At 35.9% G+C, this 12,339-nt stretch carries 15 protein-coding genes and 3 pseudogenes; all 18 read right to left on the bottom strand.

What is annotated here, in order from left to right; all coding sequences use genetic code 11:
- Positions 1-2: 2 nt before the first annotated feature.
- The 18 genes and pseudogenes from NMD99_RS05700 to NMD99_RS05640 all read right to left on the bottom strand — a co-directional run bounded on the left by NMD99_RS05700 (position 3) and on the right by NMD99_RS05640 (position 12,315).
- Positions 3-1,022, bottom strand: a complete 1,020-nt coding sequence (locus tag NMD99_RS05700) for an IS110 family RNA-guided transposase (protein ID WP_309165827.1) — start codon at positions 1,020-1,022, stop codon at positions 3-5.
- Between the two features lie 120 nt (positions 1,023-1,142).
- Positions 1,143-1,337: pseudogene (locus NMD99_RS05695) on the bottom strand (hypothetical protein); the annotation flags it as partial.
- Between the two features lie 20 nt (positions 1,338-1,357).
- The gene (locus NMD99_RS05690) at positions 1,358-2,797 is read right to left on the bottom strand and encodes a hypothetical protein (RefSeq protein ID WP_309165826.1); all 1,440 of its coding nucleotides are present in this window, start codon (positions 2,795-2,797) and stop codon (positions 1,358-1,360) included.
- Complete coding sequence (locus NMD99_RS05685) at positions 2,794-2,988, bottom strand: hypothetical protein (RefSeq protein ID WP_007301885.1); 195 nt, start codon at positions 2,986-2,988, stop codon at positions 2,794-2,796. Before NMD99_RS05685 ends, NMD99_RS05690 begins: the two co-directional genes overlap by 4 nt.
- Before the next feature lie 222 nt (positions 2,989-3,210).
- Positions 3,211-5,013 (bottom strand): reverse transcriptase domain-containing protein, encoded by a 1,803-nt coding sequence (locus NMD99_RS05680; protein WP_309165821.1) that lies wholly within the window; start codon positions 5,011-5,013, stop codon positions 3,211-3,213.
- 508 nt (positions 5,014-5,521) lie between these two features.
- Positions 5,522-6,707, bottom strand: a pseudogene (locus tag NMD99_RS05675) (hypothetical protein).
- Between the two features lie 11 nt (positions 6,708-6,718).
- Positions 6,719-6,847 (bottom strand): hypothetical protein, encoded by a 129-nt coding sequence (locus NMD99_RS08020; RefSeq protein WP_373457544.1) that lies wholly within the window; start codon positions 6,845-6,847, stop codon positions 6,719-6,721.
- Positions 6,848-7,109: 262 nt separating this feature from the next.
- Positions 7,110-7,178, bottom strand: a pseudogene (locus NMD99_RS08015) (hypothetical protein); the annotation flags it as partial.
- Between the two features lie 31 nt (positions 7,179-7,209).
- Positions 7,210-7,476, bottom strand: coding sequence for a DUF4815 domain-containing protein (locus NMD99_RS08010; protein WP_373457543.1), 267 nt, complete (start codon positions 7,474-7,476; stop codon positions 7,210-7,212).
- Between the two features lie 104 nt (positions 7,477-7,580).
- Positions 7,581-8,123, bottom strand: coding sequence for a DUF4815 domain-containing protein (locus NMD99_RS08005; RefSeq protein ID WP_373457558.1), 543 nt, complete (start codon positions 8,121-8,123; stop codon positions 7,581-7,583).
- A gap of 13 nt (positions 8,124-8,136) precedes the next feature.
- Positions 8,137-8,262: a hypothetical protein gene (locus NMD99_RS08000; protein ID WP_373457557.1), complete on the bottom strand. Its 126-nt coding sequence runs from the start codon at positions 8,260-8,262 to the stop codon at positions 8,137-8,139.
- Positions 8,263-8,488: 226 nt separating this feature from the next.
- Positions 8,489-8,812: a hypothetical protein gene (locus NMD99_RS08145; RefSeq protein ID WP_482134907.1), complete on the bottom strand. Its 324-nt coding sequence runs from the start codon at positions 8,810-8,812 to the stop codon at positions 8,489-8,491.
- Positions 8,813-8,900: 88 nt separating this feature from the next.
- Entirely contained in the window at positions 8,901-9,311 is a 411-nt protein-coding gene (locus tag NMD99_RS08140; RefSeq protein WP_309165820.1) for a hypothetical protein, read from the bottom strand.
- 118 nt (positions 9,312-9,429) lie between these two features.
- Positions 9,430-9,630 carry a hypothetical protein gene (locus tag NMD99_RS05660; RefSeq protein WP_309165819.1) on the bottom strand — a complete coding sequence of 67 codons (201 nt, stop codon included), beginning with the start codon at positions 9,628-9,630 and terminating at the stop codon, positions 9,430-9,432.
- Positions 9,627-10,118, bottom strand: a complete 492-nt coding sequence (locus NMD99_RS05655) for a hypothetical protein (protein ID WP_309165818.1) — start codon at positions 10,116-10,118, stop codon at positions 9,627-9,629. Before NMD99_RS05655 ends, NMD99_RS05660 begins: the two co-directional genes overlap by 4 nt.
- A gap of 40 nt (positions 10,119-10,158) precedes the next feature.
- Complete coding sequence (locus tag NMD99_RS05650; protein ID WP_309165817.1) at positions 10,159-10,965, bottom strand: AAA family ATPase; 807 nt, start codon at positions 10,963-10,965, stop codon at positions 10,159-10,161.
- A gap of 22 nt (positions 10,966-10,987) precedes the next feature.
- A complete protein-coding gene (locus NMD99_RS05645; RefSeq protein ID WP_309165816.1) occupies positions 10,988-11,797 on the bottom strand; it encodes an ATP-binding protein in 810 nt (269 codons plus the stop codon).
- Between the two features lie 17 nt (positions 11,798-11,814).
- Positions 11,815-12,315 (bottom strand): sigma-70 RNA polymerase sigma factor region 4 domain-containing protein, encoded by a 501-nt coding sequence (locus tag NMD99_RS05640; protein WP_309165814.1) that lies wholly within the window; start codon positions 12,313-12,315, stop codon positions 11,815-11,817.
- Positions 12,316-12,339 lie beyond the last annotated feature (24 nt).

The raw sequence follows: 12,339 nt of genomic DNA, 5'->3' as shown, positions 1-12,339 counted from the left end.
GTTTATTGATAACAAAATTCTGTTTTATCAACCAACATCCTGTGCATAATTACAGCTAATTTTCTCGCTACTGCTACAATTGCTTTTTTCATCCCTTTTTTCTTTGCTAGCTTTAATCCCCAGCTTTTTAACTTAAATTTCTTCTTATTGACTACAAGTAAGACTTGTGCAGCCTCATACAACATACTTCTGCACTCCACTGGTCCCATTTTTGATATACTGCCATGATGATTAACCTCCCCAGAAGCGTACTGCCTTGGTGTCAATCCTATATAGGCTCCAACTGTATAAGATGTTTCAAATCTATATGGATTATCTATTGCAGCTTTAAATGTCATTGCTACTATCATACCAACTCCTGGGGTAGTAGTTAACAATTTGCAATCTTCGTCTTTTTCGCCTTGTCCTGAAAGTATTTTGTCAAGTTTTCTTATTGATTCTTCTATTGTTTCCAAACTACAAACTAATGCTTCTATTGAACTCCTACTGATTTCATCCAAATTATTCATTGCATCTTGTATTCTTAAGGCAAAAATTTCAAATTTTGCTCCTTTACCGAGCTTTATTCCATATATCTTCAATAATCCTCTTATTGTTCCAATGATTTGCTGCTTGTTGCATATTAACTGCCTTCTGCTTCCAAGCGCTACCTTAATTTTGCAAGATTCGTCTGATTTTACCAATACTTCTTTGTATAACCCAGCTCTCATCATTTGTGCTATACCTCTTGCATCATTTTTATCATTCTTATTGATCCTTGCAGATAATGCTGCTGCCATATGTCTTGCATCTACACAAATTACTGGTAATCCAAAATTCCTTAATTCTTTGCACATTGATATTGATAGCTGTCCACTTTCTATCCCTATCACTTCATATTCTTTGTCTTGGCCAAGCAAGCACTTAGCTATTGCATCACTCTCACTTGCAACAACTTCTTCTTTAATAATTTTTCCTTTCTCATCAACGATACTGATAAAAGTTTCTTTGAGTGAGACATCTAATCCGCTATAATATTTCATGAGACTACTCCTACTATAAAAGTTTAAATTATTTTTGAAGAACTTATTCTACTGAATTTGTTACTTCGCGCCAAAATAATGGAGTATGTCTCTCCATTATTCAACAGCAATTACAGTATGTTTCGCATTTTCCAATAATTCCAGCTCAATATCTTCTTGACTCCTTTCAACAATTTTCCCTCCTTCTGTTAACCGATAACTCTTTTGCCAGTCGAAATTCTTTGGCGCTTCGTACCAATCATTCCCAGTTGGCTTGCTTTCAAGCGTTGTTGTTTCTACTTGTTTGTGATTTTTAAAGCGTATGTAAATGCTCACAGTTTTTCTCTCTATTTTATTCACTGCCAAATTTCATGTGTGCTAGATAACCCAGGACATTGCCAAGCTTTTAGCGTTCTCTCTACATCTATTTCAAGCCCCGTGGTTAGAAAATTGCTACGTATGTTATATATTCCCCACTGGATAAATTGACCATAAGTATATACATTACCTGAGAGCACACCTTGACTAACTTTTGTTCTGGAACATAGGTAAGATGATGTATAAAGTAATATTGCAACTGTTTTTCCTGCTGGAATCTCCACATTTCCAGATCCAGCTAACTTGCTATCAGAACTCGTGTATTGGTAAACATTTTTCCATACTATTTTTGAAATACTTGATTTATTAGAATTAGTGTTATCAGGAGTTCCCACAAATAATCCTGCTCCCCCATACTCCGTACTCGAATACGATGATCCAACAAATTCCATTGTTTTATTTATGTTCACATTGGTTGTATTTTTTACAAATACTACTCCAAGTGCAGCATATGGGTAATAGTATATCTCATCATAACTACCCGAAAAGCTTTTTGTGCATAACTCTCCGTAAATAAATGTTCCCTTGCTTCCCTCTATAAAACTTAGTTGTCTTGGCCGATAAAAACTAACGTAATCTGTATTGTACGTATGGCTACCTGCTAGTAGTTGTAACATATAGTCAGTTTTTGTTATATCACTACTCCACTTTCCAAGCTCTGTCGTAAAAGTTCCGTGGCCAAAGTAATTATTTTTTCTGCCAAGTACACCAAATAAGAAAGGTAATGACCCTGATTCAACCATGTTGCGCTTTCTTATTTCATTTATAAGAGACGCTTTTAACTGTTCATCCCGAGTTTTTACCTCATTTATCAGGGATGTTTTTAATTGGTTATCACGAGTTTCTATTTCCCTAATAATTGATGAGCCAGATGGTACATTATTAACAGCACGAAAATCTTCTACTAAACCTTTAAGACCATCTTTATGACTGTTGCTAATACTATTTATTGCTGCAATATTGACATTCTTTCTCGTATCAAGTAGTGATAAATTTGTTGTTCCTTTTTCATCAATTCTCTTTAATAACTGCTTCTCTGATTCAGAGATCACTGCTAAAGAACTAGCTTTTTTATTATCCAGATCAGTTAAGTGTTTTTTTGCACTATCAAGAAGTTCTTTTAGCTTACCATCTGTCATCTGCACAATTTCAGAAACAGCACTTTTGTCGACTATTGATTCCAATGCCTTAGCAAGATATGCAAGCTGATCTGGTGTACTATTTGCTGCTAAATCCTTAAGTCTTTTTTGTAGCGCATCAATTATTCCTTTTACTTCAATCATCTGCACAACGTTGGAAATTGCTTTTTTATCTATTATCAATTCCAGGGATTTTGCAAGATATGCCAGTTGATCAGGTGTGCTATTTGCTGCTAAATCCTTTATCCTTTGATGTAACGCTTCTATTGCTTCTTTCATTCCCAAAAATTCAAAAAAGTTTCAAATCTAAATCGTTTAAAATTATTTTTTAGTTGATTGTGCTCATCTTCTCTTTCGGTAATATCTTCATCTATTTTCTCAATTGTGGTACGGATACGAACAACATCCTGCACAGCAATATTTTCTGGATGAGGTAGTGAATATCCTCTGCTTGTTTTATCATCTGACATTCTGCTAGTTATCTAAGGAGAGAAAGTCGCCCTTTCCCTCGACTTCGAAACCTTACTATTACCCACAAATAAAAACATAGTATTGTATTTACTCAAATAATTTAATTTTATTAACCTGAAAGCTTATTGGATTAAAATTATTAAACTAAGAGTTATAATTTTAGCAACTAAAAGCTGTAAATTGCACCATATAAACAGTTATTTCAAGCAAAAGTTATGCCATTAAGAGCTATGCAACAAACATTTATATTTGTGGGTAATAGTAAGCTTCGAAACCGGACTTGATAGTTTTCCATCATCCGGCTTCTCTCTAATTTGGTGCTTGTCATGCATACTTTTGTGTAAATTATCGTGACAATGTCCATGTAACAAAGACAAGTTTTTGGTGATATTATTTCGTCTATTTCGGTCTTTATGATGTACTTCCAAAATATCATCATTCTTAAACCAAAGTTGACAATGATCACATTTGCCTTGTTGTAACTTCAGTAATTTTATTACTCGTGGTGATTTTCCTTGTATTTTACTTAAACGATTTCCCCAATATATCCAATCCCCATCATATGGAGATTTTGTTTCGAGGACCTTGACGTGTCGTTTAATAGCATGATCTCCATGTTTAATAAGATACACTCCATTATTAGACATAAACCTCCAATTATCGTTGTTGTACTTTTTGAAGTACTTTCTTTTGATCCAAATCTTTCCTTTGTTTTGGTGCCTAAAAACTGCCCATTTCCAAAGTTTTTTAAACATAATGTCATCTAATAAACTAAAGGTTGCTTTTGAAACCGCAGAATTGTAGTACTGACTCCAACCTCTCACAACTGGGTTGAGGTTTCTTATTACACCTTCTTGTGGTGCTCCACGCATTTTCCTCAGTTTTTGCTTAATGACTAATGTATGCTGTTTCATAGATTTACGACTTGGTTTTATCAATAATTTATATGGTCTCTTATTTCGTTTGATTGGAAATTGCCGTATTGTGAATCCAAGAAAATCAAAACCTGGCTTTTCCCCATTTAGGGGGTTTAATGTGTGTAGGATTCTTGTTTTTGATGGGTTTAATTCTAGTCCAACAGTTTTTAACCATTTTTCAGCTAGAGTCTTCGCCTTTAAAACAATTTCTTCACTCTCATGTAAAACCACAAAATCGTCAGCATATGTAATTATGCTTATTGTTTTTTGTGCGCTTTTGTACGATATAGAACCATATTTCTTCTTCGCATACTGAAAAAGTTCTTCCTTGAGTTTTTCTTTGATATTTTGTTCTAATCCATATAGTGCAACACATGCAAGCAAAGGTGAGATTGTTCCTCCTTGAATTGTGCCGTATTTAGTGGATTTAAACTTTCTGTCTTCCATAACACCTGCCCTCAACCATCCTTTTATAATTTTCTTTAAGGTTGGTGTGGTATTGAGTTTTTCTAACAATGCATTATGATCGATATTATCAAAGCATCCAGAAATATCAGCATCTAGAATAAATGCTGTTTTCCTTCCAAGTGCAATAAATAAGGCTGCTCTTACATCCTGACATGATCTACCAAGTCTGAACCCATAAGTGTTTGGCTCAAACTTTGCCTCCCATTCAGGTTCTAGTACCATTTTTACAAGTGTTTGTTTTGCTCTATCCGCTATTGTGGGTATCCCCAATGGTCTCTTCTCAGTTTTTCCAGATTTTGGGATCCAAACACGTCTTGATGGCTTTGCTTTTTTCCTTATATTCAAAGAATGTGCTAATAGCAATCTTTCTTTTTGATTAAGACTTGCTTTTCCATCAATACCTGCCGTCTTTTTTCCTCTGTTATCTTGAGTGATCCTCCTAACATCGAGCATTCTTGCACTTGTCGATTTGAGTAATAATCTCTGAAGATTGTGTGCCTTTCTGATATCATTACATTTAGAAGCTTGGTAAATTCGTTTTTGTAGCTTAAATGAAGATTTCTCCAGCTTGCGCCAAGGAATTTCATTCCATTCATACCTAACTTTTTGTTGGTCCATAACATATTCACTACTATTCACAACTTTACCTTCCAAACTACAGTGTCCACGTCTGCATATCCTAAGAATTACCTTAGGCATTAGCTTCTTAGACAATCCCTCCACAATAAAAGCCTGCGGCTGGCTACCTGCTTATTACCCTCGTAGAGAAGAATAATAAGAGCTTCTATGTGGTTACTCCGTTCCATGAAATCGTTTCACGATTAGACTTAGGTCCTTACTTTTTGCCGGAAACTGAGAACATCAATAATCAAGTATCACGAACTTGATTCCTCTTTTGTTTCGTACCATTTTGGTCTATGCGTATCAACCTTGTTTCGCATATTAATCGTGACGACAATTCAATCATAAGTTCCTCTCGTAACCATATCTAACTCTGTTTGCAGGGATTTACCATAAGGTTAGGTATTACCTGCTTTTATCTCATGCTTGCACCTCAGAGGTTGCAACTCTCTGAAATGTGAGACACACATTATCCCCGATGTCTAGGGAAGATGGAATTTAACCATCACAAAATCATGACTTCGGGTCACACCGTGACAATGATTCGTAGATTTTTGACTTTAGGGCGATAAACAACCGCTCCACTTAAAACCAATTTTACCCTCGTCTCATTAGCACTAAAATTTGATAGTACATGAGTTCTCTCCACCCAGCTTTCTCCAATTGGTTTTCCTGATGTTAAATTTACTAATTGCCAATCCACGTTTTTTTGTACATATGCTTTAACATCTGCAGTGCCAGGTATCAGCGCATCATATGTTATGGTAATCTTAGTGTTAGCTCCTGCTGTAATACTTCTTGTAACATAATCTCCTTTTTCCCCTATATTACCCATAACTAGCTGTAACCCAGGATATAGCACTGGACTTTTTTCTCGCCCTCCTTTTAGGCTTGCTTTTACCGTTAATTCCCCATTTATTCTTTCATGCAGTGCGAGCGGTAAGTTATCAGACAAAAAGTTTTCTCTTCCCTCTTCATCTGTCAGAATAAATTCTACATTGGTATCAAATGCTACTTTTTCAACATTCGTCAAAACAATTAAATCTGAAGTATTGTTTGCAGTAACTTTACCAAGATCAATAACGTAAGAATTTTCAGTGAACTTTGCAGCTAGTAATCGAAACGTTAAATCTAAATTTTGATGTGGAGTCCAGGTGCTTGCATTGCTTGATGACAGTAATACTCCTACTTGATAAGGTTGGCTTGTGACCCACCTGCTATTTACTGCATCATACTTGCCAAGTTCTGCTATTTTTACTGCAGTACCCGGATCATCAGTAAGCAGTACTATTGCATACTCTTCGTCCTGCATGGCAAAACACTGGTGACCAAGTTATACGTGTTGCTGTGCCATCTATCTTTATATCTTTTGGCTCAATATAACTTTCAGCAATGACAGTCTGCGAGGGCATTCCCACTGCTGTTCTCTAATCTGCACAACAACACGTTTTTTGCCGTTATTTACAAACCATAACTCTAGACCTCCTATGTGTCTGCTCTCATTTAAAGTAAATGTTTGCGCTAAAGGATCAACTTTTCTTGCTGCAATAACTCTTCTTCTTCTTCTATGGTAATTGTTTTTTTACCAGTATAGTTGCTTCTCCATAGCTTCCTTTATCCCCATAAAATTGTACTAATTTAGTACCTGCTGGAATATTTGCTGGTACTTTCACCTTTCCCTTTAATTTTCCATTGTTGTTAGCTGTGAGCATTTTTTTACCTTTTACGCAGTAGGCTGAATGAAGATACCATCAACTTCACTCCTTAGCTTTTCATTTGGCTCAAAACCTTCAATTTCAAAATTCTGTACTGCTTCTCTCATAAATTCAGCTTCATAAGAATTACTTGACATCAGCTCTGTTGTTTCTCTAGTATTAAATACTCTGGTTACTGGACTTTTCCAATTCGTGGTAACCTCTGTCCAGTGATCAATGTTTTTATTTATGGTAATTTTGCGGTTACTTTATCAAAAGCTTGATATGGATTAATTTTTTCACTTTTAGTCTGTAAAAGCTGTTCCAATACCGGCTCAAGTTCATATGGCAAAAATATCTTTCCCACCTTTTTCAATATCTGCAACTTCTACATCTATTGGCAGAACTAGCTCTTATTTACTATCGCTGCAGCTGCACAATTCCTTGATCACGCATATCATCATCAAAGAATGGATCAACAAATACTCCTTTTTTGCTGGTAGGTTCTCTTGAATTTGCATCACTGCGTAGACGTTCCTTGAAACCCTAATGCATAAAGATCATTTATTCCCCTTTTCATTGCTTCAAGCTCATTCATCGGTACAGCATGAATAGCACTATTCACTACTTTCACTTTTTCGCCTTCTTTCCATATCTGATGAATATAGCAAAGCAAAAGTTGTCCGTTAGGTGCTTTAGGCATTGATGGTCTCCAAGGGTGAGAAATTCCTTTTATTCTTCTTACCACCCCTTTGCCATCGATAGTAATTAAATCATAGCGGGGCATTTCCAGGTGTAATCAATCAGAACCAAGCTGTTATCAACTGCTCCCTTTTACTTTACACCCCTGTTCACTTATATCTTCAGGACTTACATGGTCGCAACGATAAGTTATTTGATAACTACTTCCAGGAGCTGGTCTTTGCCTGGTAATAACCAATCAACGTTTCCTGCGTTTAGTTTATAATCTACACTATTTTCATAAATAACATTGCCTTGTTTAGTTTGAATAATCTCAAGTACTGCAGAGTCAGGTATCGGATCAACAGCTCCTGAATATGAACCGTGAGTCACAGTAATAGTTTTCTGAACAGTTATATCTACTTTTTTAATTTCACTTATTGGAAAATCATTAACCTTCAGTTCCATTACTCTTTGGCTATTTGGCTGAAAAGTATGTGGTTCTGATTCAACTGATTTTATATCTGGATCTTCATCAAAAGAAATGCGAATACTGTGAGGTAACTCAATCTCATAGCCATCAACATGAGCTTTGCCCTCATTAATCACAAATACTTTTTTTCCTCTTCCCCTCTTCCTTTTGCAGAACATTACTTCAAGGCCATTTACAACATAGGAACCATTTGCTTCTTTGTCATAACGAGCAAGAGCAGTAGTTACTATATTTGCTTGTGGTGGCGGTGAATGTTCTATTAATACTCCATTTTCAATATTGTAAATTGGATAAAATCTCCTTCAGAAAAACGTGAGAAAGACCTTCATATTGATAACCCCAAATGGTGGAAACTTTAAGCCTTGCAGCTCCTACTTCCTGATAGTTTCTTGTACCAATAGCAGGATCACGAAGATTTTCATCCTCAAGTTCTGTAATCGTAGATTCTAGTAATAAACACCTATGCGAACTATAGTATTAAGAGGAATAACAAACTCTTCTTTTTCACTTTTCTAACTGCACCACGAAGATAGATTTTTCCTCTCAAGTGTAACTTTACCAGTTTCTCTATTTATAATACAATTGCTTCCTGTTATAACATCGCCATCACGAAATATTGCATCGCCTATGCCTTTAAGCTTAGAAGAGCATATTCTTGCGTCTCGTTTAATTCTGCTGACTGTAGACCTCTTCCAGCAAGAAACAAGCTTTTCTCATATTCTTTGTCAGGATTAAAGCGGTTATAATAGCTATTTAAGGTCATCTTTTTTTTTTCAAAAAGTACTACAAACGAAAAAGTTTCCCGAGTTGCAGTGTTCTGATAAGTGGCACAGTGTGTTCTAAAATCAGCAAGATTCCCGGATTTTCCACGTCTTTGGCTCAAAATATCTCTGCCCAGATGGCCTTTTTCTTTCCTTGTACCAACCATAACCCCGAGCTCCCTTATCACTTGATTTGCTGCGTCCGTGAAATCGAAAGTGAATTTGAGAAAAAGTTATTAGTTGGTACATTTGAGGGCCTAAATCTTCCAGAAGGAGTTACAAGTTCGCCGTTTTCATCACCTGTGCAAAAAGCACTTCGTCTGCAGTACGTCTGCCAAGTTCATTCAAGAGCTTTATAGAATTTATAGATTCAGGTGGTGTGCTTTGAGTATATTCTACAGTAACTGCACTATTTGCCGTGATAGAGCTATTTTCCGTAAGTTTTATTACACCAGTACTGCTATCAACTGTATAGTCAACACTTGACTGATACACTGTTTGCCCTGTAACAACCTTCACATCTTTAATAGGTTGATGATCAAATTTTATTTCACCCTTAACGAAAGTTTTTTCTACTTTATGGCTACTTCCAGAGCTTGAATCACCACTTCCCCAAGCAAGATGTAGAGACTGCTCTTTTATACTTGCTGCTATTGCTGCTCGACCTGATTGTGTGAGTATTGACATGTTTGCCCCTCTTACTATATATATACCGGATTTCTCACATGTTTTTCCGGAAAAAATGAAAATTTTTTTTGAAGTGCATTTTTATGCTTAAACATCCTTTTATCTTAAGAAACCAGAGCTACTTTTTTCTTTTGAGAATATCGAAACAATGCTTTTTGATATATTGAAAATCAAGGTTAGCTAGCTCACAAACAGTTTCAAAAGACTCCGAATTTAACCATTTTATCGCTTCTTCTTTCAGCTTTACGTTTTTTCCTACTGCATCTTTCATAGCTTTCTCAATTACAGCAATCCAGAGCTTCTCTTCATCGTATTTCAAAATGGTAACCAATCAACTTCAGATTGTTCTGGAGTAATAACAGTAGCAATCTTGTTTTTCTCTCCATATCGATCAGCTTCAATACCAACTTTTGCAGTAAACTCTAACCCGTTAAAATCAGCTATAGAGTTGACTTTTCTAGCAATAACTGCTTTTTCTGAAGTGTCATTTGAATGAATGTTCCGTGCTGATTCCAAAATACTTCTAAGCATAGAATGACCAGATTTTCCCCAAACATCTTCTCCTTCAATACTTGCTTTGCCACTTTTGACACCTATAATCTGAAAAATCTTGCGTTTTGCATATGGACCTTCAGTGACAGTAAATTCAGCGTTTAAATAGATGCTGCCAGTAGTATAGCTTTTCGTGAACCAATTTTCATAACCTCCAGGTTTAATGGCCATTTTGACTTTCACCGTTGTACCTTTTGGTATTAAATTACTTTGTGATTTTGCAGTATTAAAATCAGTTAAAAAATCTGATAGCATATTATCCTCCTATAAATTAATTGCAAAACGAAAAAAAGAATCAACTCCATTGGTCTACAAGTTTCCAACGACCATTTATCTTATCGACAAGCTTGCTTGCCACACGTTCACCATTTCGCAGCTCAAACACTATTTGACGGGTAGTACTTTCTTCATCATGAGCAAACATCACCATGCCAGTGCTATAAAATCCACGTAAAGATCCAGCACCGCTTAGGCCTTGAAATGGATCTTCTTCCAGCATCTTTTTGGACAGTTTTTTTGTGTGGTGGGTGAGGATTATACCTGCATCTGGATTAATAATGTTCCTCAGTCTTTCAAGCGTTTTTTGCAAAAAGAATAGCATAGCGCTGTTGTCATTTTCATTACCATATTCACTTGAGTTAAAAATGTTACGAAGAGGATCAATCGCAATAATATCAGGTTTGAAACGCTCTTTAACAACATTTTTAATTTCATCTATTTCTTCACTACTAAATGATAATTGCACTCTTGGCGTGATAATTAAGTTATTGGCAGCTACATTCAAAAGTTCGTTATCCAGTTGAAGTTGTTGCAACCGTTCTTTCATATATTCATACTCAATTTCAGTTTGCAGGTAGAAAATTTTCATAGGCTTACTTGGAGTCATACCCAAAAATGAAGCTCCAGCAGCCATGTGGACGAGCCAAGAGATCAAAAAGTCGCTTTTGCCAATTTTAGGTGGGCCACCCAGTACCAATAGACCTCTTTTCGTTAAAATTCTTGGTGAGATTATATCTTCTGGTATTGGCGATTGATCACTTAAATATTCCTTTACGCTATAAAAAGGGATTTTTTGACCGATGTTGAAAAAGCTTTGTTCCATATTACTCCTTTTAAAATTAAATTTAGGCAACAGAAGCCAAGGTTTTGGCTTTAATTTTCGCAAGTAATCTACCAAGATGCGGTTCTTCAACCATATTCAGGCAGCCACTTCGATCTTTAGCAGGGTATCCCCAAGTATTAATAGTCTGACAGACAAATGAACGTTTCTCTGTTCCATCATCTTTCTTGATTCCAACCATGCTGATTACCTCATCAACTATCCCTGGAATCTCACTAGCAGTTTTAGCCCCTTCACATTGAGGTAGCCAAATTGGACGATTGCAGTCATCGAGATATTGACCTAATGTTCCAACTATGATAGTGTCTTTGTCTCTGATATGTTGAAATTGATTGAGCCAAGCCATCATCTCTTGAGCAAGTAATCCATATGCAGCTCTCATATCCTGTTTTCCCGATCTCTCAGAAAAAGCTTCAGGTTGCATTTTTGCCCATAAAAGACATAAACGTGATGCAACAGTTATGCTATCAATAAAAATAGAGCGGTATTTAGAAACTTCAGAAAGAAGATCTTTATACTTACCAGATACATGTTCATAGTGCTTTTGACTATATGCATGATCAGATCTCAATGCAGGATTAGGACCACCTATGAGACATGCAATATCTCTTGCCTCATTCCAAGTACGAATACTTACAGAATCCCCTTGCCAATCTTGAACAGCAAGTAACCCTGCTTCAAAATCAAGACAAAGTGTTGTTGATTCATCAAGAGTTTTAAGTAGGCTAGTTTTACCGATTCCATAAGGTCCAAAGATTACTATCTTCACACCTGTGACAATTTTCGCTCTTTCTTTGCTGTTTATTATTTTCATATTTTCCCTCCTTATAGTTAGAAATCTCGTTTTAGGTATGTTTTAAGGTGGGAAAACTCTTTGCGTAACTTGTTGATTGTGTCGTAGAGAGTTGATTTTGGTATACCAGTTCTTCTGGAAATTTCACAAATGCTGTGATCTTCTGCCAATAGTTTACATATTTTTCTTAACTCTCTAGGTAATTTTGCAATTGCTTCATTTACGTCAATGCGTACTGCGGAGCTATATTCAAGACTTTCATCGCTCTCTTCGTATAAAGCTTCATCAACAAAATTAATGGTACGTTTTTTACATAGTTCTTTCTCTTTTAAATTAAGAGCACGGCATTTAACGTACTGTTTTATAAAATGTCCTTCAAGTTCATTAAGGCCAGGCAAACAGTCAAGTAAAAGATCTTGCTCAACATCTTCAATGTCTTTATAAGCAAAAGCTTTACCTCTTTTCAGAAGTTTAGCATAGTGTCGTATGTGTTTAACAACTTTTGGGTTAATACCAGTATAGGAATTTTTAGAATGCATATTTTCCCCCTCTAATTAAGAAAT

Source organism: Wolbachia endosymbiont of Listronotus oregonensis, assembly GCF_031205055.1.
Classification (GTDB): domain Bacteria; phylum Pseudomonadota; class Alphaproteobacteria; order Rickettsiales; family Anaplasmataceae; genus Wolbachia.
This window is presented reverse-complemented; position numbering and strand designations above follow the sequence as displayed.